The organism is Sphingopyxis sp. 2PD (genome assembly GCF_005503695.1).
Taxonomy (GTDB): domain Bacteria; phylum Pseudomonadota; class Alphaproteobacteria; order Sphingomonadales; family Sphingomonadaceae; genus Sphingopyxis.
Genome location: NZ_SCMU01000003.1, coordinates 110,634 through 135,975 on the forward strand (window position 1 = coordinate 110,634; position 25,342 = coordinate 135,975).

At 65.5% G+C, this 25,342-nt stretch carries 22 protein-coding genes; 6 read left to right on the forward strand and 16 right to left on the reverse strand.

Annotated elements, in window-relative coordinates:
- Nucleotides 1-199: 199 nt before the first annotated feature.
- Both FFS18_RS04175 and FFS18_RS04180 read left to right on the forward strand, forming a co-directional pair.
- Nucleotides 200-1,633 carry a sigma-54-dependent transcriptional regulator gene (locus tag FFS18_RS04175; protein ID WP_120216059.1) on the forward strand — a complete coding sequence of 478 codons (1,434 nt, stop codon included), beginning with the start codon at nucleotides 200-202 and terminating at the stop codon, nucleotides 1,631-1,633.
- Between the two features lie 18 nt (nucleotides 1,634-1,651).
- Nucleotides 1,652-2,368, forward strand: a complete 717-nt coding sequence (locus FFS18_RS04180) for an SDR family NAD(P)-dependent oxidoreductase (RefSeq protein WP_137869879.1) — start codon at nucleotides 1,652-1,654, stop codon at nucleotides 2,366-2,368.
- Between the two features lie 56 nt (nucleotides 2,369-2,424).
- Here FFS18_RS04180 and FFS18_RS04185 read toward each other — a convergent pair whose 3' ends face one another.
- The 8 genes from FFS18_RS04185 to glmM form a co-directional block, all read right to left on the reverse strand.
- Nucleotides 2,425-2,805 (reverse strand): baeRF12 domain-containing protein, encoded by a 381-nt coding sequence (locus FFS18_RS04185; protein WP_120216057.1) that lies wholly within the window; start codon nucleotides 2,803-2,805, stop codon nucleotides 2,425-2,427.
- Nucleotides 2,806-2,891: 86 nt separating this feature from the next.
- On the reverse strand, nucleotides 2,892-4,022 hold the full coding sequence (gene folP / locus FFS18_RS04190; RefSeq protein ID WP_137869880.1) for a dihydropteroate synthase: 1,131 nt from the start codon (nucleotides 4,020-4,022) through the stop codon (nucleotides 2,892-2,894).
- Nucleotides 4,023-4,120: 98 nt separating this feature from the next.
- Entirely contained in the window at nucleotides 4,121-5,260 is a 1,140-nt protein-coding gene (locus tag FFS18_RS04195) for a site-specific DNA-methyltransferase (RefSeq protein ID WP_120216055.1), read from the reverse strand.
- Between the two features lie 344 nt (nucleotides 5,261-5,604).
- On the reverse strand, nucleotides 5,605-6,501 hold the full coding sequence (locus FFS18_RS04200) for an oxidoreductase (protein WP_137869881.1): 897 nt from the start codon (nucleotides 6,499-6,501) through the stop codon (nucleotides 5,605-5,607).
- Nucleotides 6,502-6,537: 36 nt separating this feature from the next.
- On the reverse strand, nucleotides 6,538-7,092 hold the full coding sequence (rnhB, locus tag FFS18_RS04205; protein ID WP_137869882.1) for a ribonuclease HII: 555 nt from the start codon (nucleotides 7,090-7,092) through the stop codon (nucleotides 6,538-6,540).
- Nucleotides 7,093-7,222: 130 nt separating this feature from the next.
- Nucleotides 7,223-8,377, reverse strand: coding sequence for a bifunctional hydroxymethylpyrimidine kinase/phosphomethylpyrimidine kinase (thiD, locus tag FFS18_RS04210; RefSeq protein WP_137869883.1), 1,155 nt, complete (start codon nucleotides 8,375-8,377; stop codon nucleotides 7,223-7,225).
- The gene (locus FFS18_RS04215) at nucleotides 8,374-8,598 is read right to left on the reverse strand and encodes a DUF1272 domain-containing protein (RefSeq protein ID WP_037510600.1); all 225 of its coding nucleotides are present in this window, start codon (nucleotides 8,596-8,598) and stop codon (nucleotides 8,374-8,376) included. Before FFS18_RS04215 ends, thiD begins: the two co-directional genes overlap by 4 nt.
- 33 nt (nucleotides 8,599-8,631) lie before the next feature.
- Nucleotides 8,632-9,969, reverse strand: a complete 1,338-nt coding sequence (gene glmM / locus FFS18_RS04220; protein ID WP_137869884.1) for a phosphoglucosamine mutase — start codon at nucleotides 9,967-9,969, stop codon at nucleotides 8,632-8,634.
- 120 nt (nucleotides 9,970-10,089) lie between these two features.
- Between glmM and FFS18_RS04225 the strand changes: the two genes are divergently transcribed.
- The gene (locus tag FFS18_RS04225) at nucleotides 10,090-11,340 is read left to right on the forward strand and encodes a dicarboxylate/amino acid:cation symporter (RefSeq protein ID WP_137869885.1); all 1,251 of its coding nucleotides are present in this window, start codon (nucleotides 10,090-10,092) and stop codon (nucleotides 11,338-11,340) included.
- On the forward strand, nucleotides 11,337-12,332 hold the full coding sequence (locus FFS18_RS04230; RefSeq protein WP_137869886.1) for an aldo/keto reductase: 996 nt from the start codon (nucleotides 11,337-11,339) through the stop codon (nucleotides 12,330-12,332). The genes FFS18_RS04225 and FFS18_RS04230 overlap by 4 nt, the downstream gene beginning before the upstream one ends.
- Nucleotides 12,333-12,835: 503 nt before the next feature.
- On the opposite strand, the gene FFS18_RS04235 is transcribed toward FFS18_RS04230, so the two are convergent.
- From FFS18_RS04235 to FFS18_RS04260, 5 genes are all read right to left on the reverse strand, one after another.
- Entirely contained in the window at nucleotides 12,836-13,351 is a 516-nt protein-coding gene (locus FFS18_RS04235; RefSeq protein WP_137869887.1) for a DUF1003 domain-containing protein, read from the reverse strand.
- Between the two features lie 7 nt (nucleotides 13,352-13,358).
- The gene (locus tag FFS18_RS04240) at nucleotides 13,359-14,042 is read right to left on the reverse strand and encodes an NnrU family protein (RefSeq protein WP_349304037.1); all 684 of its coding nucleotides are present in this window, start codon (nucleotides 14,040-14,042) and stop codon (nucleotides 13,359-13,361) included.
- A 166-nt stretch (nucleotides 14,043-14,208) separates the two neighbouring features.
- A complete protein-coding gene (locus FFS18_RS04245; protein WP_249340290.1) occupies nucleotides 14,209-15,480 on the reverse strand; it encodes an amidohydrolase family protein in 1,272 nt (423 codons plus the stop codon).
- Between the two features lie 128 nt (nucleotides 15,481-15,608).
- Nucleotides 15,609-17,018: an amidohydrolase gene (locus tag FFS18_RS04255; RefSeq protein WP_137869889.1), complete on the reverse strand. Its 1,410-nt coding sequence runs from the start codon at nucleotides 17,016-17,018 to the stop codon at nucleotides 15,609-15,611.
- 3 nt (nucleotides 17,019-17,021) lie between these two features.
- Entirely contained in the window at nucleotides 17,022-18,605 is a 1,584-nt protein-coding gene (locus FFS18_RS04260) for a peptide MFS transporter (protein WP_137869890.1), read from the reverse strand.
- Between the two features lie 201 nt (nucleotides 18,606-18,806).
- On the opposite strand from FFS18_RS04260, the gene FFS18_RS04265 reads away from it, so the two are divergent.
- Both FFS18_RS04265 and FFS18_RS04270 read left to right on the forward strand, forming a co-directional pair.
- Nucleotides 18,807-19,388 carry a nitroreductase family protein gene (locus FFS18_RS04265; RefSeq protein ID WP_137869891.1) on the forward strand — a complete coding sequence of 194 codons (582 nt, stop codon included), beginning with the start codon at nucleotides 18,807-18,809 and terminating at the stop codon, nucleotides 19,386-19,388.
- 71 nt (nucleotides 19,389-19,459) lie between these two features.
- Complete coding sequence (locus FFS18_RS04270; protein ID WP_137869892.1) at nucleotides 19,460-19,807, forward strand: GntR family transcriptional regulator; 348 nt, start codon at nucleotides 19,460-19,462, stop codon at nucleotides 19,805-19,807.
- A 179-nt stretch (nucleotides 19,808-19,986) separates the two neighbouring features.
- Here the strand turns inward: FFS18_RS04270 and FFS18_RS04275 are convergent, their stop codons facing one another.
- Genes FFS18_RS04275 through prsK form a run of 3 tightly spaced genes read right to left on the reverse strand, consistent with a single transcriptional unit; the run spans nucleotide 19,987 to nucleotide 25,340 of the window.
- A complete protein-coding gene (locus FFS18_RS04275; protein WP_137869893.1) occupies nucleotides 19,987-21,831 on the reverse strand; it encodes a tetratricopeptide repeat protein in 1,845 nt (614 codons plus the stop codon).
- Complete coding sequence (gene prsR / locus FFS18_RS04280; RefSeq protein ID WP_137869894.1) at nucleotides 21,832-23,211, reverse strand: PEP-CTERM-box response regulator transcription factor; 1,380 nt, start codon at nucleotides 23,209-23,211, stop codon at nucleotides 21,832-21,834. It abuts the gene before it with no gap.
- Nucleotides 23,208-25,340, reverse strand: coding sequence for an XrtA/PEP-CTERM system histidine kinase PrsK (gene prsK, locus FFS18_RS04285; RefSeq protein WP_249340291.1), 2,133 nt, complete (start codon nucleotides 25,338-25,340; stop codon nucleotides 23,208-23,210). The genes prsR and prsK overlap by 4 nt, the downstream gene beginning before the upstream one ends.
- Nucleotides 25,341-25,342 lie beyond the last annotated feature (2 nt).

Sequence of the window (25,342 nt, forward strand, 5' to 3'; positions counted from 1 at the left end):
GCCAGGCGCCCGGCCCAGAATCGGCCTTCGCGCCGGTCTTAGCCACGCTGCCGCAGATGCTCAAGCGCGCTTTGGCCGCGCGCGCCTAGCCGCAAAAGCCGAACGGCCTTAATCGCCCCTTTACCCGTGTGGCGTACATCACAGCGTTCAAGCGGAGAAATCGGCACGACAGCGCCGAACAAGGGCGGATTCGAAAACGATGGCAACCACGCGCGATACGCGAACAGTGATGATCGTCGACAGCGAGCCGGCGCAGCAACGCTTTCTGGCGGCGCTGGTATCGCGCGGCGGCTGGCGCAGCGTCGTTGCCGCGGACACCGACACCGCGCTCGCCAAGCTTGGCACCCAAGAAGGTATGGCGCTCGACGCAGTGCTCGTCGATCAGGGTGCGCCGGGCATGGAAATCGCCGAATTCGTCGCCGAACTGCGCCGCTGGCGACCCGCCCTTCCCCTGATTGTCATCACCATGCGCAACGGGGTCGAGGTTGCGGTCGGCGCGATGCGCGCCGGGGCCAGCGACTTTGTTCAGAAACCGATCGCGCCCGACCGCCTGCTCGAAGCGCTCGATCGCGTGGTGTCGACCAGCGGCCCGCAGGGCGAGCTGCGCCCGCTGACCGAAAAGCTTCGCGCCCCGCTCGCTTTTGACGAGATCATCGGGTCGAGCCCGAACTTCCGCAGCGCGCTCGCCATCGCCGCGAAAGCCGCGCGCGCGCGCGTCCCGGTGATGATCAACGGCCGCCCGGGTACCGGCAAGGAAGTCTTTGCCCGCGCGATCCACAACGCGTCCCCACGCGCCCGCGGTGCGCTGGTGATGGTCGATTGTTCGGCGGTCTCGCCGGGATTGATCGGATCGGGCTTGTTCGGGCATGAACGCGGCGCCTTTGCCGGTGCCTTCGACCGTCAGGTCGGGCGGCTCGTCCAGGCCGACGGCGGCAGCCTCATCATCGATCATGTCGAATGTATCCCGCTCGAAACGCAGGCCAAGCTCGTCGAGTTTCTGAGCAGCGGCGAGGTGCAGATGATCGGCGGCACGATCCGCCAGAGCGTTGATGTCCGCATCATCGCGACCAGCACCAGCCCGCTCGAGAAGCTCATTGAGGCGGGGCATTTCCGTGAGGATCTCTACTACGCGCTGTCGAGCGCGCAATTCACCCTGCCCTCGCTGTCCGAACGCCGCGGCGATGTCGGCCCGCTAGCGCGCCATCTGCTCGCCCGCATCGGCGGGTTGCCGGGCATGGGGCCGATCGGGGTGACCGACGATGCGCTCCGCCTGCTCGCCGCCTATGCCTGGCCGGGCAATGTCCGCCAGTTGCAGGACGTGCTGTTCCGCGCCGCGGTCGGCAGCAAGACCGACGTGCTGACCAGCGCCGACTTCCGCGCCATCGAGGCGACGCTGGGCGGCGGCAGCCCGACCGGCGAAGGCGAGATTGCGATCAATGGCGAAGCGATCGGCGTCACGCTCTACCTGCCCGACGGCAATTTGCGCCCGCTCGAGGAAATCGAGGCCGATGTCATCCGTCTGGCGATCGGTCACTACCGCGGCCGGATGAGCGAAGTCGCGCGGCGACTGGGGATTGGCCGCTCGACATTGTATCGCAAGCTCAGCGATCTCGGGATCGACACCGCCGCCTGACGGTATTACGTCGCAGCCATGACTTTCGATTTTTCCGGTAGAACCGCGCTCGTGACCGGCGACGCCTCGGGTATTGGTCTTGCAGTCGCCAACGCCTTGCGCGCCGCAGGCGCCACCGTGATCGGCATCGACCGCAGCCGCGGCGACGATGTCGCCGACGCCGATTTGTGGCTCAAAAGCGCTGACAGCCTTGCGGCAGTCGATCTCGCAGTGATCAACGCCGGGATCAGCGATGCCGCCCCGATCGTCGATATCGATTTTCAGGCGTGGCGGCGGCTGCTGGCCGTCAACCTAGACGGCGCGATGCTGAGCTTGCAGGCCGCGATGCGCGCGATGACCGCGCATGGGCGCGGCGGCGCGATCGTCACCACCGCATCAATCTCGGGCATCAAGGCCGAACCTGGCACCGGCGCCTATGGCGCGTCCAAGGCCGCGTTGATCCAGCTAACCAAAGTGGCCGCTAAGGAAGGCGCGCCGCACGGCATCCGTGTCAACGCGATTGCACCGGGCGGGGTCGATACACCGATCTGGGACGATATGCCGTTTTTCACCGACCTGATCGCCAGCGAAGGATCGCGCGATGCCGCCATGACAGCGATGGCCAGGATGGCAACGCCGCTCGGTCGGTATGCGACTCCGGACGAGACCGCCGCGCAGATATTGTTCCTGTTGTCGAATGCCGCCGCCACCGTCACCGGCAGCGTGCTGACCAGCGACGGCGGCTATAGTCTGTAGGTAAGCGGCTATCCCACCTTCACGGCGGGCAATCGGCAGAACCGCGCCACCGATGTTCAGGCCGCGGTAATGGCTTTCTCGATTGCGGCGGTATCGGCATTGGTCAGCGTCTTGGGCAGTTCGCCCACCAGCCGCTTTGCCAGTTCGCTATGATAATGGCTGCGCATGACCCCCAATGTGTTGGGGTCGGCGATGATCAGCAGCTTTTCGATATCGTTGTCGAGCACCTGCTTGTTCAGCAATGCTGCCACACCCGCCGCATGGCCGCGCTCGTCGAGGTCGCGTACTTCCGGATTGGCGCCGCTGCGGTTTGTCGTTTCGACTTCGGGGCTGGCGGCATCGACCAGATTGATGACCGCCTCGTCGCCATCGTTGCGGAACATGACGAAGCGATTGCCATCGGCGACAGCGACGTGGGTACCGTGAGGAAGCTGCATGAGATTCTCCTTGGAGGGGGCGCGCCGGGACGACGGCCCTTCCCAAGGGATACGCGGCGCACTTGCCGTGGTTGCCTCGGCTCGCCTTAGCCCGTGAGCGCCGCGTCGCGCAGGCCGCGCCATATCCGCAACGCCTGGCGGTTCTCGGCAATGTCATGGACGCGCAGCAGCTGCGCGCCCTGCGCCGCCGCCTGATAATGCAGCGCGACGGTGCCGCCGAGCCGCTGGTCGGCGGGTGCCTCATTGTCGAGCGCGCCAATCATCCGCTTGCGGCTCGCGCCGAACAGGATCGGACAACCCAAAGTGTGGAACAGCGCGAGGCCGTTGATCAGCGCCAGATTGTCGGCGACCCCCTTGCCGAAGCCCAGCCCCGGATCGACGATGATCTTCGCCGGATCGATCCCCGCTGCAACACACGCCGCGACGCGCTCGGCCAACATGTCGTAAACGTCGAACAGCACATGAGCGTATTCGCCGCCCGCATGCGGATCGCTTTTCGCCGATGGTGCATGCATCAGCACGACCGGACAGGCTGCGGCTAGCACAACCTCCATCGCGCGGTCGTCATAACGCAGCGCCGACACGTCGTTGACAATCCGCGCCCCGGCGGCCAGCGCCGCCTCCATCACTGCGGCCTTGCGCGTGTCGATCGACACCGCGACGCCGCCGCGCGCGAGCCGCGCCACGACATCTTCGATCCGCTTGATCTCGTCGCCATCCCAGATCAGCGGCGCGCCGGGCCGCGTCGATTCCCCGCCGACGTCGATAATCGCCGCCCCCGCCGACGCCATCGCAAAGCCCGCATCGGTCGCCGCGACCGCATCGACATGCTTCCCGCCGTCCGAAAAACTGTCGGGGGTGACGTTCAGGATGCCCATCAACTGCGGCTCGTTCAGCCGCACCATCCGTTCACCGAGATCGAGCGCGCCGCGCGGGCGAGCAACGCCCGCGCGCTGTGCGGCCGCTGCCTGGGCCAGTGTATCGGGCATCGCCGCAAACCAGTCAGCCCATTCGGCCACGGTCACGATTGCCGATTTCACAAGCGCGCCGTCGCGCAGGCTGATGTTCCACGCCGCGAACCAGACCATCGTGTCGGCGATGCGGAGGCAATTGTCGTCGAGCTCGTGCGGGCGGTCGACGAAGCAGGTCGGGCGGCAATAGAGTTTTGCGCTGGCGGAGGCGGTACCGAGGTCGGGTTTGGTTAGCGGTTGGAACATGCCTATTCCCTACTTCGTCGCCCCCGCGAAGGCGGGGGCCGTCGTCGGCCGTGCGCGACCCTGCCAGCGGCCCCCGCCTTCGCGGGGGCGACGCGATATTAAGCCTCGTTCGCCAGCAACCAGTCCTGCCGCACCGCGTCGATCACGCGCAGTTCCTTGCCATTGTCGACATGCCAGAAGGTCCAGCCGTTGCAGCTCGGTGCGCCCTGCACGCCCGCGCCGACCTTGTGGATCGATCCTGCGGGCTGGCCCTCGCAGTCGAGGCTGCCGTCGACGCGCACCTTTGCTTTCCAGCGGCGTTTCGTATCGGTGAGCAGCGTACCCGGCGCGATCATGCCGCATTCGACGAGCGTGCCGAACGCGACGCGCGTCGCGGCCTGCGGCGCCATCATCGTCTTCACCGCGCTTTCGTCAAGCGGCAGCGCCATTTCGATGCGCTCCTTCGCCGCGGCGATATAGTCATCCTCGCGCTCGATGCCGATGAAATGACGGCCAAGCCGCTTGGCGACCGCCCCGGTGGTCCCGGTCCCGAAAAACGGATCGAGGATCACGTCACCGGGGTTCGAACAGGCGAGAAGCACACGATACAGCAAGGCTTCGGGTTTCTGCGTCGGGTGGACCTTGTGCCCGCCCTTTTTCAGCCGCTCCTGCCCCGCACAGATCGGGATCAGCCAGTCGCTGCGCATCTGCAATTCATCGTTCAGCGTCTTCATCGCGCGATAGTTGAAGGTATATTTCGCCTTCTCGCCCATCGACGCCCAGATCAAGGTCTCGTGCGCGTTGGTGAAGCGCGTACCCTTGAAATTGGGCATCGGGTTCGCCTTGCGCCACACGACATCGTTGAGGATCCAGTAACCGCGGTCCTGCAGCGCCGCGCCGACGCGGAAAATATTGTGGTAGCTGCCGATCACCCAGATGCTGCCGTTGGGTTTCAGGATGCGCTTCGCTTCCTTCAGCCAGGCATGGGTAAAGCGGTCATAGGTCGCGAGGCTGTCGAACTTGTCCCATTCGTCATTTACCGCATCGACCTGACTGCCGTCGGGACGATGAAGGTCACCGCCAAGCTGGAGGTTGTACGGCGGATCGGCAAAGATCATGTCGATCGACGCCGCGGGCAGCGAGCGCATCATTTCGATGCAATCGCCCTGCAGGATGCTGTCGAGCGGCAGCTGGGCGGGCGCAATCTTCGCCGCCCGCTGCTTCACCGCCGGGGTCTTCACCCGTTCCATTACACCCATGTTCTGCCCCCGCGAAGATCCGAAAGAAGCCCCTGATGAGTCCGGCGGAGTCCGCCGTCAAGCGCAGAATCCTAGGGATTCCGCGTGACTAAGTGGTTAACGGGATGAGAACGAAACGAGTCTGACACAGCATATGGAGTCGGCCGCGACTCGGGGACTCAACGGGTGGTGGTGTGGCGATCAAGACTCACCCGCGAAAATAATTTCAATCCTCCCTGTGGCGCAGCCATGGAGAGGTGGCAGCCCGCAGGGCTGACGGAGGGGCATTGGCGCGGCGTCGTTGCCCTCCACCATTCGCTTCGCGAACGGTGCCCCTCCCCACCGCTTCGCGGCAGGGAGGATTATCAAATCCCCGGATCGACCCCGGTCAATTCGATCGACCGCTGCCACAATTCGCGCGCCAGCTTCGGGTCGCGCGCGTCGCGCGTCGCGCGCGCCGGACCCGATCGCCCCGTCACCTCGCCCAGCCCCTGCGGCCCCAGATAATCGCCGCCCTGCACATGCGCGCCCGTCGCTGCCTGCAAGGTGGGCCAAGCCCCCTGCGCGGCGCTGTTGAAAAAGGGGCCGGCGAGCGGGGTCAGTGTGCGCAGCGGCAGCGGCAGGTGCCGCGTGAGCTCGGTCAGTGCGACCCCGGGGTGGCATCCGATCGCCTGCGTCGCGCGGCCCGCCGCGCTCAGCCGGCGGTCGAGTTCGAACATATGGAGCAGGTTTGCGAGCTTGCTCATCTGGTAGCGCGCCCAATTATGATAGCTGCGCGCCGCCGACAGGTCGCTGTAATCCATCGTGCCGCTCTTGTGCGCGATGCTCCCGGTGATCACGATGCGGTCGTCGACATGGGGGTGGACCAGCCCGGTGAAGGCAAAGGTGCCCAGGTGATTGACCCCGAATTGCAGCTCATAACCCTGTTTCGTCAGCGTCCGCGGCGGGATCATCACCCCGGCGTTGTTCACCAGCACGTCGATGCGCGGCCCCGCCAGCACCGCCCTCGCCGCCTCCCTGACCTGATCGATGTCGGCAAGATCGAGCGGCTGGAACGACAGCTCGGCTTTCGGGACGTCGGCCCAGATGCGGTTCATCGCCACCTCGGCCTTGGCTTCATCGCGGCAGGCAAGCACGACATGCGCGCCGCGGGCAGCGAGGACTTTCGTGACCTCGAACCCGATTCCGGCATTGGCACCGGTGACAAGGACGCGGCGTCCCGTTTGCATGCCGACATCGTCGGCCGAAAATCCTCTGCTCATCGCCTGTTCCCCTCTTAGGCTTTAGGCTTCGGGCGGTCAGACCAGTTGCAATTGTGCGACCGGGGCAAAGCTGGTCCGATGGTGCGGCGTCGGGCCATGTTGGCGCAGCGCCGCGAGATGCTGAGCCGTACCATAACCCATGTTGGTCTCCCAACCAAAAGCCGGGAAATCGCGCGCGGCCGCGCGCATGAAGCGGTCGCGATGCTCCTTCGCCAAAATACTCGCCGCCGAAATGCACGGATGCAGCGCGTCGCCGCCGACGACCGCGGTTGCGGTGTAACGCCATTTGGGCAAGCGGTTGCCGTCGACGAGGACCTCGGCAGGCTCGAACCCCAGCGCCTCGACCGCGCGCGTCATCGCGAGGAAGGTCGCCTGCAGGATATTGATCCGGTCGATCTCCTCGACGCTCGCCTCGCCGATCGCCCAGCGGCAGCGCGCCTTGATCTCGGCCTCCAGCGCGCCGCGTCGTTTGGCGCTCAGCTTCTTGCTATCGTCGAGCCCGGCGATGCCGTCGGGACACAGGATGACCGCCGCGGCAACCACCGGTCCCGCAAGCGGCCCGCGCCCCGCCTCGTCGACGCCGACGATCATTGGTTCCCCTCCCTTTCAAGGGAGGGGTTAGGGGTGGGTGCGAGCGGAGCGAGCCTGAGCAGCGCCGAGCGGCTCGCTCTGCTCGCACCCACCCCCAGCCCCTCCCTAAGAGGGAGGGGAGCAGGAATAGCTAAACCCGCCACGGCGGATACCTTCGATACTCCCCTGCCTGATACAGGCACAGCCGGTTGCCCGCGGGATCGGTCAGCCGCGCCTCGCGCCAGCCCCATTCCTCATCCCTGGGCATCTGGTCGAACCGCACCCCGCGCCGCGCCAGATAGGCGACCCACGCGTCGAGCGCCCCGCTTTCGAGATAGGTCGTCGCGCCGACCGCCGCGCCATCCCCGACGCTTTCGTCAACGTGGATCGACAGCGTCACGCCGTTCGCGGCCTCGAAGCGGGCATAGCCATTGCCCGGGCTATCGACGATCTGCTTCAGGCCCAGCTGCTTGTAGAAAGCCACCGACACCGCATAATCGCGCGCAGGCAAGGTGATCTGGTTGAGCGCCGGGCCGGTGAACAGCCCGTCGTTGCGGACATATTGCTGTCCCATCGGGCCATGCCCCTGCCCCAGTCCCGGCGCGCCCATCAGCGACAGGCGCACGAAGTCGCGCGCGCGCGCGATTGCGGGTTCGAGCGGCATGCCCTGCGCCAGCCCGGTCGCGATCGCGCTTGCCAGCGTGCAGCCGGTGCCATGGCTGTGCGGGGTGTCGATCCGCGGTGCTTCCCAGCGCGCAACCTCGCCCTCGCCCGTTTCGAGCAAGCGGTCGGTCACCGTGTCGCCCTCGGCATGGCCGCCCTTGACCAGCAGCGAACAGCCGTGCGCAAGCACCGCATTCTCGCCGCCGAGTGCTTCGAGTTCGGGCAAATTCGGCGTCGCGACCATCGCGCGGTCGAGCAGCGCCTTGAACGCCGCGATCGTCGCTTCGTCGGCCAGCACCGAACCGCTTGTCGCGATCATCACCGGGTCGAACACCAGCGCGGCTTGCGCAAGGTCGGGCCGCGACAGGCGGTCCGCCACCGCTGCGGCGGTTTCCGCGCTGCCGATCATCCCGATCTTGATCGCGTCGACACCGATGTCCGACGCGACGCTATCGATCTGCGCCAGCACCATATCGGTCGGGACCGGATGGACGCCCTGTACCCCCAGCGTATTTTGGGCCGTGATCGCCGTAATCGCGGTCATCGCATGGCCGCCGAGCATCGTCACCGCCTTGATGTCGGCCTGGATGCCAGCACCGCCGCCGCTATCGGATCCGGCGATGATCAGAACGCGCGCGGTCACCCCTTATGCTTTCGCTCCGTCGAAGCGGGGAATTTTGCCAGCGCCGCGCCTTCGCGCAGCGGGCGGTCGAGCAGGTCACCGCCGCAGTTGGGGCAGATTTCATCGAGCTTGTCGGCGCAATTCGCGCAAAAGGTGCACTCGAACGAGCAGATGAAGGCGCCGTGGAGATTCGCAGGCAAATCGCGGCCGCATTTTTCGCAATCGGGTCGCATTTCAAGCATGATCAGTCTCTTTCAGTTCTAAAAATCAAATATTTACGCTGCCGCGGCGCGCACCGCATCGCAGATCATGTCGACGACCTGCTCGACCTGCCCGGCGTCGTCACCCTCGGCCATCACGCGGATCAGCGGCTCGGTACCTGAAGGCCGGATGACGAGGCGTCCGCGGCCATTCAGCGCGGCCTCGCCTTCGGCGATCGCCGCGATGACATGCTTGTCGTCGAGCGGCTTGCCACCCGCGAAGCGAACATTCTTCAAAAGCTGCGGGACAGGGTCGAACTGGTGCAGCAATTCGCTCGCCGACTTGCCCGACGCGACCAGCTCGGCGAGCACCTGCAGCCCCGCCAGCGTGCCGTCGCCGGTGGTCGCATGGTCGGACAGGATCATATGCCCCGACTGTTCTCCGCCGACGTTGAAGCCGCCCTCTTTCATCCGTTCGAGCACATAGCGGTCGCCGACCTTGGTGCGCTCAAGCCGCAGCCCCTCGCCCTCGAGAAAGCGTTCGAGGCCAAGGTTCGACATCACCGTCGCAACGACCCCGCCGCCTTTCAGCCTTCCTTGTCGCGCCCAGCTCGCGCCGATCAACCCCATGATCTGGTCGCCATCGACGATCGTCCCCTTTTCGTCGACCACGATCAGCCGGTCGGCGTCGCCGTCGAGCGCGATGCCGATGTCGGCGCCGCTCGCGACGACGGTGTCCTGGAGCAGCGCGGGCGCCGTCGATCCGCATTTGTCGTTGATGTTGGTGCCGTTTGGTTCGACCCCGATCGCGACGACGTCGGCGCCCAATTCCCAGAACACCGTCGGCGCGCTGTTATACGCCGCGCCATTGGCGCAATCGAGCACGATGCGCAGCCCGTCGAGGCGCACCGATTCGGGCAGGCTCTGTTTCACCGCGTGGATATAGCGGCCCCGCGCGTCGTCGATCCGCTTGGCGCGGCCAATATGCCCGGCGTCGGCCAGCGTCGGCTGTACGGCCAGCAGATGCTCGATCTGCGCTTCGTCCTCGTCCGACAGCTTGTAGCCGTCGGGACCGAACAGCTTGATGCCATTATCCTGATAGGGATTGTGGCTCGCCGAAATCATTACGCCAAGGTCGGCGCGCATCGAGCGCGTCAGCATCGCGATCGCCGGAGTCGGCATCGGGCCGACCTGCACGACGTCCATGCCGACGCTGGTGAACCCCGCGACCAGCGCGTTTTCGAGCATATAGCCCGACAGTCGCGTATCCTTCCCGATCACGACGCGGTGCTTGTGGTCGCCGCGCAAGAAATGCGCGCCCGCCGCCATGCCGACGCGCATCGCGACTTCCGCGGTCATCGGAACCTGATTGGTCAGTCCGCGAATCCCGTCGGTTCCGAAAAACTTGCGCATGCCACCTCTGCTACTTAAGCCGAGGGTCAGACCAATGCCTGCCCGGTTTGTTCCGGATGGCCCTAAGTCACCGCCATTTGCTTGGCAAGCTGGCCACTAATGTCACCGGGAGAATATGGCTTGAAATCGGCATGGATCATCCTCTCGGCGCTGGTCGCCGGGATGCTGCTGGGGATCGCGATCGAAGTGATCGCGCCCGCCGCGGGAACCGCATCGCTTCCTTATGTGGAACCGATCGGGCTGCTCTGGCTCAATGCGCTCAAGATGACGATCGTGCCGCTCGTCGTCGCGCTGCTGATCACCGGGATTACCGCCACCGCCGACGCCGCGCGCGCGGGCAAGCTGGCGGCGCGCGCGGTGATGATCTTCCTTGGCGCGATCGCGCTGTCAGGAACGATGTCGCTCCTGATGACGCCGCTGCTGCTTCGCCTGTTCCCGCTTTCCGCCAGCGCCGCCGAGGCTCTGCGGAGCGGGCTTGGCGGCACGACCGAGACAGGGCCGTCGCCCACCTTTGGCGACTTCCTCCTCTCGCTCGTCCCGACCAATCCAATCGCCGCCGCCGCCGATACCGCTATCCTGCCGCTGATCGTCTTCACGACCATATTCGCCTTTGCGATCACCAAGCTCCAGCCAGCGCAGCGCGCAACCTTGTCGGGCTTTTTCAAGGCGCTCGGCGACGCGATGCTGATCGTCATCGGCTGGGTGCTGGCGCTCGCCCCGATCGGGGTGTTTGCGCTCGGCTATGCGCTCGCGGTCAAGGCCGGACTCGCGGCGTTCGGCGGGCTGATCCATTATGTGCTCATCCTGATGGGGATCGGGGTCAGCTGCCTCATTCTCGGGCTGCTGCTCGCGTGGCTGGTCGTCGGCATATCGTTGCCGCGCTTCATCCGCGCGATGGTCCCGACGCTGGCGGTCGCGATCAGCACGCAAAGCTCGCTCGCCAGCTTGCCCGCGATGCTCAAATCGTCGGAAGCGCTGGGCGTCGATCCCAAGAAAGCCGACGTCGTCCTGCCGCTCGCGGTCGCGCTGTTCCGCTTTACCAGCCCGGCGATGAACCTTGCGGTCGTCGTCTATGTCGCGTGGCTGTTCGGGGTGGAGCTTACCCCGTGGGAAATGGCGGTCGGGCTGGCGGTCGCGATGGCGGCGGCGCTCTCGTCGGTCAGCCTGCCGGGGTCGATCAGCTTCGTCACCTCGATCGCGCCGATCGCGGTGTCGATGGGCGTCCCTGTCGCCCCGCTCGGATTGCTGGTGGCGGTCGAGACCTTTCCTGATATTTTCCGCACCCTCGGCAATGTCGTCGGCGACGTCGCCGCGACCAAATTTGCCGCCGACGGGGTCGAGGAACCCGAACCGACAGGAGAAACGCCATGAAATATCGCAAGCTCGGCCACGGCCTTGAAGTGTCGGCGATCGGCATCGGCTGCATGCCGATGATCAAGGGCGGCAACATCCTGTATGGCGAGGCCGCCGACTTGGACGAATCGACCGCGACCATTCACCGCGCGATCGACCTTGGCGTCACCTTCTTCGACACCGCGCAAATCTATGGCCCGTTCTCGAACGAGGAGCTGCTCGGCGAGGCGATCAAGGGCAAGCGCGACGGCCTGATCATCGCGACCAAATTCGGTTTCAAATTCGACGGCAAGGCGATCGTCGGCGTCGACGGCTCGCCCGCCAACGCGCGCGCCGCGTGCGAAGGCTCGCTCCAGCGGCTCGGCATCGACACGATCGACCTTTTCTATCAGCACCGTGTCGATCCCTCGATCCCGATCGAGGAAGTCGTCGGCGGGATGATGGAACTCGTCAAGGAGGGCAAGGTCCGCCACATCGCGCTGTCCGAAGCCGGCCCCGAAACGCTGCGCCGCGCCGCCAAGGCCGCGCCGATCACCGCGCTGCAAAGCGAATATTCGATCTGGGAACGCGACATCGAGGACGAAATTCTCAGCGTCTGCCGCGAGAATGGCATCGGCTTTGTCCCCTATTCGCCGCTCGGCCGCGGTTTCCTCGCGGGTGCGGTGCGCAGCCGCGACGAGCTTCCCGAAACCGACTGGCGCCGTAACGACCCGCGCTATTCGGACGAAAACCTCCCCGCCAATCTCGCGATCGTCGACGCGATCGGCGCGGTGGCGGACAAGCATAGCGTCTCGAAAGCGCAAGTCGCGCTCGCCTGGCTGCTCGCGCAGGGCGACGACATCGTCCCGATCCCCGGCACCAAGCGCCGCGCGACGATGGAGGACAGCGTCGCTGCGGCCGACGTCACGCTGACCGCCGACGACCTCGCCGCGATCGAGGCCGCAGCGCCGAAGGGCGGCACCAGCGGCCCGCGCTATGGCGAGATGGGGATGCGGATGGTGCGATTGTAACGGGACTAGCGCCGACGCCGGGAACCGCGGCTAGCGACCAGTTGCGGACATTGACGACCCTGTAGGGATATGTTCAGTTGCAACAATGCGGCCAAGCAATCATCAACGACGGTTTATCTGCTCCCACAACAATTTCCGAAAGTCACCCCAAGCAAAGATTAGGGCGGTCCTAGATACGACCTCGCAATTATCGATCAGATATTTTTGCACTTTCTGACTAATTTCATCCAAATCAGCTCGCTCTTCAAACGCGCCCTTCTGCGTTTCCAAGGAGATCCACTCGCTCACTACCTCGGGATTCCGTCTAACGAAGTCGACAAAAAGGGGTTTAATCTGATCGAGATTATGATTTCTGGGATCTTCTAACTTAATCATACCGCTGCCTCTGCGTGCTGTTATCCGCTGATTGCTCGACCGCGACCACGAACCTGAACTTAATGTTCGAAGATTTCGATAACTCAGGTGTGGCGGCATGGCAGCTTCCCACCCCAAAACAGCCAACCTTAGCCCTTCGACCCGCTCCCCAACCCCTCAACCTTCTCGACCAACGCATCGATTTTGTGGTGCAGCCGCATGATCTCCAGCTCGGCGCGCAAATTGATCTCGTAATCGACGCTCGCGGTCAGCCGGTCTTTCGCCGCTTGGCGATTCTGGCTCATCATGATGATCGGAGCCTGCACCGCGGCGAGGGTCGAGAGCATTAGGTTCAAAAAGATGAACGGATAAGGATCGAACGCCATGCCCCAGCGCTCGAGCACTTTCGAATTGAGCAGCATCCAGCCGAACAGCACGAGCGCAAACACGATGATGAAGCCCCACGACCCGCCGACCGCCGCGACCTTGTCGGCGAGCCGATCGCCGGTGCTGGCCTGCGCATCGCCCATGTCGGCGGCGTCGCGGCTGCTCGGCGCGCGCTTGGCGATCGCCTGAACGACACGGCCTTCTTCCGGATCGAGATCATCGAATGCGCGGCCCAGCAATCGCAGCGACAAGTCGTTGAGATGCATCTCCGCGTTCATTCGTCCCCTATCCGGTCCAGCGCCATATTCCAGCGACCATATTGCCAAGCGCACCATGCGCCCAGGTCGCGGCAATCCAAAGCACTATTCCGCCAAAGAGCGCGTGCGGACGCGGGATCGCTTCGGCCCATGATGCCTTGCCCGAAATCTGCCCCGCATAGGGCACAAAGCTCGTCCGTGCCGCCCAGCCGCGCCATGCCTCGCCCATCAGCCGCGCCTTTTTGATGTCCTGTCCCGCCGACCCGACGAGCGCGAGGAAGGCGATGGTGGCCGAAAGCACGATCTGCCCCGGCGTCGGCATCACCATGACATGCGCGATCGCCCACAGCGCAAAGCCCCACATCATCGGGTGCCGCGTGATCGCGAACACGCCGCGCGGCGAGGCTTGGGCCGCCTCCACCGCGCCAGGAGCGGCCAGGGCCGGATTGCCGATCAGCGAACCCATGAAAAGTATGCTGGCAAACAGCACGATCAGCGATGCGACGATCCACAATCCGTCGCCGACCGCCCACAGCGGCGGCTCGGGCGGCATCCCGCGCCAGGCCTGAACGACCATGATCAGCGTGGCGATCGCGACGATCGAATAGACGATCTGGAACCCCCGCTCACCAAGGCGGCTCGCTAGCCCGTCGCGAAGCGGATGCGACAGCGCGAGGTGCGAGCCGACAAACAGCGCGCAGGTTGTGATCAAAAGCGATGTCGGTTGCATGGAAAGCCCCTCACCTGCCTATCCCGCGGCACCCTAACACATCGACGCGCATTACCCCATGATCGTCATCCCGGCGAAGGCCGGGATCTCGCCCTCACGCTATAACGCGCCGGTGAGATCCCGGCCTTCGCCGGGATGACGCAGCGCTTTAGCGGTCATAAGCCTTGGGCAAAGCACCCTCGCTCGGCGTCGCATAACGATCGCGCAGGCGATCCTGCCGCGTCGTCAGCGACTGCGCCTTGCCGTCGATCCAGATCGCTGTCGGGCGGCTGCCCAGTTCCAGCGGATCATTGTCCCAGACAACAACGTCGCCGACGCGCCCCGGGCGCAGCGATCCGATGCTGCCCTCCATCCCGACCGCGCGCGCGGGTGCGCTGCTGATCGACGCGAACGCCTGATCCCAGGTCATCCCGCTGGCACCCGGCACACGCGTCAACCCGACCAGGTTGCCTGCATATTGCGTGGCATAGCCCATCTTGTGCGCATCATCGTCGTCGAACACCCCGACCGACACGTCGACGCCTGCGGCTTTCAGCCGTCCGGCATTCGATTGGGTCGCGCCGAGCTGTTCAAAGCTCGACGGCAGATCGGTTAGCGGCGACACCAGCACCGGCACTTTTGCTGCCGCCAGCTCGCGCGCGACCATCCAGCCCTCGGTCACCCCGACCAGCACCAGCTTCAGCGCCGGAAACTCCTGCCGCAGCTTCAGCACGTTGATGATGTCGGCGGCGCGATCGACGCGGACGAACAGCGGCGTCACTCCATTGATCACCTGCACCAGCGCATCGGCGTCGGCGCGCTGGATCATCGCGTCATTGCCCCATTCGGCCAGCGACGCGGGGTTGCGGGCATAGCTGCGCGCCGCCAGCAATTGTTCGCGGAAAAGCAGGAAGGTCGCGGCGCGGCTGCCGCCCGCCTTGGCCGATCCATCCTCGCCGAATGCGACGAACTGCAACGCGCGCGGCTTGGTCACCATGTCCATGTCGTCGGCCAGATCGACGACCGCGCCCTGTCCGGCGAACAAATTGCTGCTGCCCCCCGGCGCGACAATCGCCCGGGTGACCCCCGCCGCGCGATTGACCGCGACGGGCGATCCCATCGGATTGAGCGCCGGTGCGATGTCGAGCCCCGCCGAAAAGCGCGTACGCGGCGCATTACGATCGTTGGTGCCGCCGACCGCATCGACCTCGACCAGCCCGACGCGGCTGAACGCTGCGACGATCCCCGGCGTGACCCAGCGGCCGCCCGCGTCGACCCGCTCGATCCCGGCGGGCACCGCAACGCCCGCGCCTGCGGCCACGACCTTGCCGCCGCGCACGACGACGGTGCCGCCGTCGATCGGCGCGCTGCCGTCGCCGATGACAAGCTTTGCGTTGGTGATCGCAATGTCTTGTCCGGCAGCGGGTACAGCAAGCGCCAAGGCTGCAACCAGTGCGCCACCCAACCCCGTTCGTGTCGAGCGAAGTCGAGACACGTCTGCGCCAGCCTTCGCGTCCCTCGACTTCGCTCGGGACGAACGGAGGTGAGAGATAGCGTTCAGGAGATTCTTCATTTCACATCTCCTTCGCCCGGCTGGCCCAGCTCGAAATCGCTGACCGGACGCCGTTTCGGATCATTGGCGTCGAACATCAGCGCGCCGTCGATCCACACTTTTTCGGGCCGCGTATAGGCGCTGAACGGATTGCCGTTCCACAGCACGACGTCGGCCATCTTGCCGGGTTTCAGGCTGCCGGTCCGGTCGCCGATCCCCAGCGCCTTGGCCGGATTGAGCGACAGCCAGGTCCAGGCCACCTCGTCGCTGACGTCGATCCCCATGCGGCGCCCCGCGGCGCGCGCTTTGGCGGCTTCCTGGTTCAAGCGCTGGATCTGGTTCGCGTCGTCCGAATGGACGATCGTGCACGCCCCCGCCTTATAGACCATCGGGATATTTTCGTTGACGCTGTCATAGGCTTCCATCTTGAAGCCCCACCAGTCGGCCCACATCGCCGAACAAATGCCTTCCTTCGCCAATATGTCGGCGATCTTGTAGCTTTCGACCGCGTGGTGAAAGGTCGAAACCTTGTAACCGAACTCCTTCGACATATCGATCACCAGCGCCATTTCGTCGGCGCGGTAGCAGTGATTGTGGAGCAGGATTTCGCCCGACAGCACCCCGGCGAGCGTTTCCATCGCCAGATCGCGATCGACGGCTTTGCCGTCGTCCATCTTCTTCTTGTACGCCGCCGCCTTCTGCCACGTCGCGCGGTTGACCGCAAAATTGCCCATGCGGGTCGAGGGCATCCGGCCCTTGCCGCCATAGACGCGCTTCGGATTCTCGCCACACGCCATTTTGAGCCCATAGGGCGCGCCGGGGAATTTCATCCCCTGCACGGTGCGCGACGGCACATTCTTCAGCGTGATCGAGCGGCCGCCCATCAGGTTCGCGCTGCCGGGGAGGATTTGGAGCGATGTCACGCCGCCATTGGCCAGCGCGCGGCTGAAGCCCGGATCCTGGGGCCAGACGCTATGTTCGGACCATACTTCGGGGGTTGTCGGGCTGGTCGCCTCATTGCCGTCCGAATGCGCATCGACGCTGGGCGACGGATAGTCGCCAAGGTGGCTGTGGATGTCGATCACGCCGGGGGTGACGAACTTGCCGGTACCGTCGATCACGTCATAGCCCGTCGGGATCGCGGTGTCGGCGCCACCGACCGCCTCGACCTTGCCGCCTGCGAACAGCACGACACCATTGTCGATCCGCCCGCCTTCGCCATCAAAGATGGTGACCCCGCGCACCGCGGTCGGCCGCCCGCCATAGGGGCGATAGGTCGACGGATAGGGATCCTTGTTGAACTTGACCGGCTTTTCGGCGGTGGCGGGCTTGTCGCTCGCCGAAGCCGTTTCCTTGCCGGTCGCCGCACAACCGACGAGCGCCAGCGATACCGCAGCCAGCAGGCTGCCCTTCACACCACGGATCATGACTTACGCCCCCTTGGGTTCGGGATGGACACCCGCGGCCTGCGACTCGCCGAGTTCACCCTGGCCCGCCAGCTCATCGGCATCGCGCAGCGTGTCGAGGTGCATCAGCTTCTTGATCAGCGGCGACACCAGGATGACCAGCACGCCAAAGCCGATCGCCCAGAGGCCGATCGTCTGGTAAACGTCGAGCACCAGCGCCTTGCCCGCGCCTTCGCCGCTCGCCTTTTCCGAACCGGTCGCGGCGGCGATCAGGCCCGCGGCGAAATTGCCGGTGGCCGACGCAAAGAACCAGGTGCCCATGATCAGCGACGCCATATGGGCGGGCGACAGCCGGTTCATCGCGCTGAGGCCGACCGGCGACAGGCAAAGCTCGCCAGTCGTGTGCAGCAGATAGATCAGGAAGATGAACAGCACCGGCGTCGCGACGCCCATGCCAACCGCTTCGGCACCCCATTTCAGAACAAGGAAGCCGAGCCCGAGCTGGAGCATCGCCAGGCCAAATTTTGCCGGCGCCGACGGTTCCATGTTGCGGCGACCAAGCCATGTCCACAGCGCCGCGAACAGCGGCGCGAGCAGCACGATATAACCGGCGTTGAGCGACTGGAACACCGATGCCGGAACCCCGGCGCGATCTACATAACGGTCGGTGAACAGGTTCAGCGACGATCCCGCCTGTTCGAACAGCGCCCAGAACAGGATCGATCCGAGGATCAGGAACATGGCGGCAAAGATGCGGTCGCGATCTTCGCGGGGCAGCTTCACCACCGCCGTGAAAATCACATAAGCGACCAGTACCGCGCCAGCGATGCCGAGCAGCGTGCCGACGATCGCCTGATTCTGTACCATCCACCAGCAGACGGCAACCGCGACCAGACCGACGAGATAGAGCAGCCATTCGAGCTTGATGCCCATCACGGGCGCGGCCAGCTTGGCCGGATCGGGCGCCTCGCCGCGTCCGAGCAGCAGCGGCTTGCCCCAGATGAACACGATCAGGCCGAGCAGCATCCCGAAACCGGCGGCGCCAAAGCCATAGGCCCAGCCATAGGTTTCGCCGAGATAACCGCAGAGCAGCGAACCGAGGAAGGCGCCGAGGTTAATCCCCATGTAGAAGATCGTATAGGCGCCGTCGCGGCGCACGTCGGTGCGCGGATAGAGCTGGCCGACGATCACCGAGATATTGGCTTTCAGGAAGCCCGACCCGACGATGATGAACGCCAGCGCCAGCCAGAAGATGTTCAGGCTGGCGGGATCCTGCCCGCCATCGCCCTCGAATCCCATGATGAAATGACCAAAGGTGAGCAGCACCGCGCCATAGAGCACCGCCTTTCGCTGCCCCAGCCATTTGTCCGCCAGATAACCGCCGAGCACCGGCGTGATGTAAACGAGCGCGGTATAGGCACCATAGATGACGCCCGATTCCCCGTCCGAAAACAGCCAGTGCTTGGTAAGATAGAAAATGAGCAGCGCGCGCATCCCGTAGTAGGAAAAGCGCTCCCACATCTCGGCGAAAAACAGGACGAACAGGCCTTTGGGATGGCCGAGGAAGGTTCCTGCGGCATCCCCCGGCTGAGCATAGGCTTTGGTCATGTGCGACTTTTCCCTGGAGATTGTTGGTTTGGGTGCCGTCGATGCGGCCCGGTTGGGCGGCAACCTAACGCGAAAATTGCGTAAGGGAAGAATCTAATTGCGCCGGAAACTTTCTGGCGGATCAACGCTACCGCATCCATTTCTATTGCGAACGGCTCGCAACACTTGCGCAAGGCCGCATAAACGGCCACAGGACAGCGCATGTTCAACGACACCTCCTCGCTCCGCGCCTATCTGGCCAGCCGCCGTTCGGGCAAGGCACGCGACATGGTCGCGCCCGGGCCCGACGCGGCGCAATTGCGCGATATCATCACCCTCGCACTGCGCACGCCCGACCATGGCAAGCTTGCCCCCTGGCGCATCGTCACCATCTCCGCCGACCAGCGTGAGGCCTTGGCATCGCTGCTCAAAGCGGCTTGGGTGGCAGAGAATCCCGGGGCTGCCGGGCTCGATCTGTCGGCGCTCGACCAGTTCGCGCATCAGGCGCCCAGCCTGCTCGTGTTGCTCTCGACCCCGGTCGCGGGCAGCAAGATTCCGGTGTGGGAGCAGCAGATGTCCGCCGGCGCCGTCGGCATGAACCTGCTCCACGCCGCACATGCGCATGGTTTTGTCGGCAGCTGGCTCACCGGTTGGGCCGCTTACAATCGCGACGTCGCCGCGGCGTTCGGCGCTGAGGACGGCGACAGCATCGTCGGCTATTTCTTCCTGGGTTCCCCCGCACGCGAGCTCGATGAGCGGCCACGCCCCGAATATGACGCCGTTGTTCGGCCTTGGGAAATTTAGTTACACGGCAGGTCGCCCGTTTGTAACAACCCGCATTTGACTGTGCTGCTGTCTTATGGCATTAAGGCGGCATGCTCGATCAATCCAAACCCGTATATCAGCGGCTGCGCGACGTGATCGCCAACGCGATTCTCGATGGCAGCTTTCGCGACGGCGACATGCTGCCGTCGGTCCGCTCGCTCGCCGCCGATGAAGGCGCCAACCCGCTGACCGTCGCCAAGGCGTATCAGACGTTTCAGGACGAAGGGCTGGTGACGGTGAAGCGCGGCGTCGGGATGTTCGTCGCCGCCGGGGCGACCGAACGGCTGCGCGCGATGATGCGCGAGGATTTTCTGACCAACGTATGGCCCCCCGTCGCCGACCAGATGCGCCGCATCGGGCTCGACGCGCGGACGTTGCTGGATTTGACCGAGGCTTGAGACCTCTCAACGCTTAGGGGTGGCTTCGAATCCTACCCAGTTTCCGTTCGTGTCGAGCGAAGTCGAGACACGCTTGGGAAGCACCAGCCTTCGCGTGTCTCGACTTCGCTCGACACGAACGGGATTGTGGGTTTTTCGCGGCCAAGCTTGTCCTGAGTTGGCGTCACGCACCAATCCCCCTACCGCCCGATCTGCGCTGCCTTGTCGCGCAGATCCGCCGCCGCTTGCGCATTGCCGCGCTTCGCCAACAGATCAGCATAGATCCGCATGATCGCCGCGTTCAGCGGCTGTAATCGATAGGCCCGATCGATCAGCGCCAGCGCCCGGACATCGTCGCCCTTGGCAGCCCACGCGCGCGCCAGTTCGCGCAGGACCACGACGTCCCGATCCCCAATCCGCCGGCGTACGCGCTCGAAATGTCCGATCGCTTCGTCCCAATGCGCCAGGTCCATCGCCAGATGCCCCGCGAGCCGGTCGGCGGCGATGCTCGACGGCTGGGTATCGCGGAGCGCCAGGATCGCGGCACCCGACCCCGCCGCATCGCCCGCGCGGAACAAGGCGTTGGCCAGCCGCAACGTCGTGCGCTCGCTGGCATCCAGGTCGCGCGCGGTGCGATAGGCCTGCACGGCGAGGTCGAAGCGCCCGCTCGCCAGCGCGGCATCGCCGAGCAGGATGTGCGCATCCGCCACCCCGCGGTTGGCGTCGCGCAGCCGCGCCGCGCGCGCTACGCCCCGTTCGGCATTGCCGCGCAGGATGTCGGCACCGATCGCGGGAATCGCGATTCCCGGGTTCAGCGGCTGGGCGTCCGCCGCCTGGCTCAACACGCCATAATCATAATCGGCGGCGAAAGGCGCCGCTTCGCCGCGCGCCAATGTGGCAGCGCGCGCCAGATAATCTGCGGCCTCGCTACGCCGATCGAATTCGCTCGCCGCCCGCGCCGCCACCAACAGCGACCAGCTGTCGGCGTCGGGCCGATCGACGATCGGCAGCAGCGCCTCGATCGCCCCGTCGGCATCGCCGTCGGCCCAGTTCGCCGCCGCCAGCACGCGGCGCGCGGTAAAATTATTCGGTTGTTCGACGAGCAGCCGGTCGGCCCAGGTCGCCGCAACCGCCTCGCCGCCGAGCTCCAGTTCGACGACCGCGCTCAGCAGCATGAACCCCGGCAGATCGTCGATCGCCCCGCGGGTGCGCTGGAGCAAGCTGCGCGCCAGCCGGTAATTGTCGGCCCGCGCGGCCAGCACCGCTTGCAGATAATAGATGCGCGGGTTTCCGGGCACCACCGTCGCGGCGCGGCGCAGCGCGACCAGCATGTCACGGTACCGCCCCAGATCGCCCAACGTCGCCGCCTGATCGATCAGCGCGTCGGCATTGTCCGGATCGGCGGCCAGCGCCCGGTCGTACCACGGCAGCGCCGCCTTCAACCCGTCTTCGGTTCGGATCAGATTGGCCTTATACGCCAGTGCGGCGCTGTTCCCCTTGTCGAGTTCGATCGCGTAATCGACCGCATCGCGCGCGCCCGCAGTGTCGGCGCTGGCGTCGCGAAAGCGCGCCACATCGACCCAGAGCGCCGAATTGCGGGGCATTTCGCGCACGGCCCGGTCATAAGCGTCGCGCGCTGCGACCAGATCGCCGTTCGACAGGTGGACGTCGCCCGCGACCCATGCTGCCTCGCCGATCATCTCGGGAATGATCGCGCCGCCGTCGATCGTTTCCAGCGCACGCTGACCCTCGCCTTGCATCGCAAAAGCGCGCGCCAGCAGTGGTCGCAGCGCCGCAGCATTGCCTCCCGCCGCCAGTGCCCCGTTCACCGCGGCTTCCGCACCGACCCCATCCCCCATCCGGATCGCAACGCGCGCCAGCTCGACACGCTCCGCAATCGCCTGCGGATTATCGGCAATCGCATCCTGCAATTCGGCGCGGCGTTCGGCGAGTGCGGCGCGCGGCGCATCCGAACCGGCGTCGCCGCATCCGGCGAGCGTCGCCGCCGCCAGCAGCGCGCCGATCCAGAAACGCCCAAGACCCATTCAGGCCTGCATCCGATATTGCTTCAGCAGGTCGTACAGCGTCGGGCGGCTGATCCCGAGCAGCTTGGCCGCGGCGGAAATATTCCCCTCGCTCTGGGTCATCGCGCGGCGGATCGCGACGCGGTCGGCCGCCTCGCGCGCGCTGCGCAGGTTGAGCCAGGCTTCGTCGCCGTCGCCCGCCCCACCGTTCATCAGGTCGAGATCGTCCTTGGCGACCAGCTTGCCGTCTGCCATGATCACCGCGCGCTTGATCCGGTTTTCCAGTTCACGGACATTGCCCGGCCAGCGCGCTTCGTCGATCGCCTGCAACGCATCGGGGGCAAAGCCGCGCACCGCCGGGTTCATCGCGGGCGCATATTGATGCAGGAAATGGCGCGCCAGCAGCACCGCATCGCCGGGCCGTTCGGCGAGCGAGGGGATCTTCACCACCATCTCGGCAAGCCGGTAATAAAGGTCATCGCGGAAACTCTGGTCGGCGATCATCGCGTCGAGGTCGCGGTGCGTCGCGCACACGATGCGCGTGTCGACCGCGATGGCTTTGCGCCCGCCGATCCGCTCGATCGTCCGTTCCTGCAAGAACCGCAGCAATTTGACCTGCAACGGCAGCGGAATGTCGCCGACTTCGTCGAGGAACAATGTTCCGCCGTGCGCCAGCTCGATCTTGCCTTCGGTCGTCTTGACCGCACCTGTGAACGCGCCCTTTTCATGCCCGAACAATTCGCTTTCGAGCAGGTTTTCGGGGATAGCGGCGCAGTTGATTGCGACGAACGCGCCATCGCGCCGGCTGCTCGCCTGGTGCAGCCCGCGCGCCAGCAGTTCCTTGCCGGTGCCGCTGGCGCCGAGCAGCATCACGCTGACATCCAGATCGGCGACGCGCTCGATCGTCCGCGCGACCTTCTGCATCTCGGGCGCGCCGGTGATCATGCCGCCAAGGACGCGGTTGTCGCTGCTCCCCTGCTGCGCCAGCCGCGCATTTTCGACTTCCAGCTCGCGGACGTGAAAGGCGCGGCGAACGATCAGCCCCAGTTCGTCAATATCGATCGGCTTCTGGTAAAAATCCCACGCGCCGTTGGCGATCGCGGCCAGCGCGCTGGCGCGTTCGCCATGCCCCGACACGACGATGACCTTGGTATCGGGCTTCGCCTCCAGGATCGCGCTCAGCGTCCGGAACCCCTCGCGCGTCCCGTCGGGATCGGGCGGCAGCCCCAGGTCGAGCGTCACCACTTCGGGCTCCTCGGCGCGCAGCAATTCGATCGCGGCGTCATGGTCGCCCGCGATGAGCACCTGATAATCCTCATACGCCCACTTGAGTTGCGCCTGCAGCCCGGGATCGTCCTCGACCACCAGCAATTTGCGGATATCGGCGCCGCTGTCGCTCATTGCGATGCTACTTTCATCATCAGGTTTGCATTGCCGCCATCGTCCCGCGCATCGGCGAGCGGTAGCCACAGGGTAAAGCTGCTGCCCTTGCCGGGCTCGCTTTCGACATCGATCGCGCCGCCCATGGCCTGCGCGATGTTGAGCGCTTCGAACGCACCCAGGCCAAAACCGCCGTCTTTCGTCGATACGAAGGGTTTGAACAATTCGTCGCGAATGAAGGCGCGCGTCATGCCGCTGCCCTGATCGATCACGTCGATGCGCACGCGGCCATGTTCGGATACCGCCACCACCTGAACCGGCGTATCGGATGCCGAAGCATCGATCGCATTGGCGACCAGATGCTGCACGATCTGCCGCACCGACGCGGCGTCGCCCCACGCCGCGAGCCCCGCCTGACAGCCGACGAACAGCGCACGCCGCGCCCGCGCCTCCGCCGCGACATCGTTCAATATCGGCTCGATCAACACCCGCGCGGCCTCTGCCGCAGTACCACGCGCGCGGGGGGCCAGACGCACCAGCAAGTCGCTGAGCCGCCCCGCCGAAATCTTCAGCGTTTCGACCATGTCGGCGCGAAAAGCGGGATTGTCCGCGTGTCGTTCGGCGTTACGCGCGAGCAGGCCGATCTGGCTCGCCAGATTTTTGATGTCGTGCATGATGAAGGCAAAGCGGCGGTTGAATTCGTCGAAGCGCCGCGCCTCCGACAAAGCCTCCTGGCTTTGCGATTCCGCGAGATAACTGGCAGCCTGCTGCCCCGCGATGCGCAGCACGTCCAGATCTTCCCAGTCCAGCGCGCGCGACACCGGCGGGCGGTGCAGGACGACGACTGCGATCATTCGCTGGAAATGCAGGATCGGGACGACCACCCACGCGCGCGGATCGGAGAGCAGCCAGTCGGGCAGCGCCAGATCGTCGCCGTCCGGCACGTCCCCGCTCAGACCGCGCCGACGCGCATCGAGATCGACGATATGCCGCGTTTCCTGCAACATGAACGCCGATCGCACCGACAGCGCCATATCCTCACCCTCGACGTCGACCGGCCATTGCCATTGTTCGGCGACGCGAAAACTGCCCCCCGCACCGGGCAGCATCAGCAGCGCGGCAGGGCTGCCGGTCAGTTCGGCCATCGCCTTGGCGACGCGGCCGTGCAGGTTGCGATCATCCGCGTCGCCATCCCCCTTGGCGCCCTGCCCCAGCGTCGCGGTGAAACGCATCCATTCGGTCCGATAATCATAGCGATGCTCGAAAAAATGCTTCGAGATCATCACCGACAACCAGGCGCGGAGCCGCGCCGACACGATCAGCAGCCCGCCGGCACCCAGCGCGACGACCAGCGACGCCGCCTGCGCCAGCACGGCATAATCGCCGCCCACCCACCGTGCGATCGCGCCCGTCAGCCCGATGACGATCAGATAGGCGGCACCGCCGACCAGGATCAGCGTCCGCACCGCTGCGGTGCGCGACAACCGCATCCGTTCGCGCCCGATGTCCATCGCCGCGACGACATAGGTGGGCAGCGTCAACAACACGACCGCGGGCAAAAGCTCGATCAGCGCCTGCGCCCGCTTGCCGGTCAGCGCCCCGATCAGCTGGGCATTGAGCTCATAGGCCCACAGCATCGCGAAACCGCCCGCGACCGCCATTACCGGCATCCGCAATCCCGCGCTCGCGTGCCGGACCCCGCTGTCGACGATCACCAGTCCGCCGGTCGCCACGACCATCGCCGCAAAGATCAGCGTCGGCGCCATCCACGCCTCCGCCTCCGCCCCGGCGCGCCAATGCGCCGCGGCCCCCAGCACCAGCGCCAGGACGGCGATCGTCATCAGCATCCGCAGGATCAGGCGCAGCGGGCGCGACATGGGCGCCACGGCGGTCCAGAAGGTCGCGCTCAGCCACCCCAGCATCGCCAGATCGCGCAGCGTCTGTACGACAAAGGCTTGCGATGATCCCGCCCCGAACATCGCCAGCGCCGCGCACCACAGCGCGGTCGCGGTCGCCGCCAGCGTGAGCAGTCGCGGCGCGGGCATCAGCACCGCCATCCGCGCCGTCGGCCGCGCCAGCAACCACAGCGCAACGACCGAAAAGCCGACCAGCGCCAGCACCGACAAAATCTCGGAAAGCCCGGACAGCATGG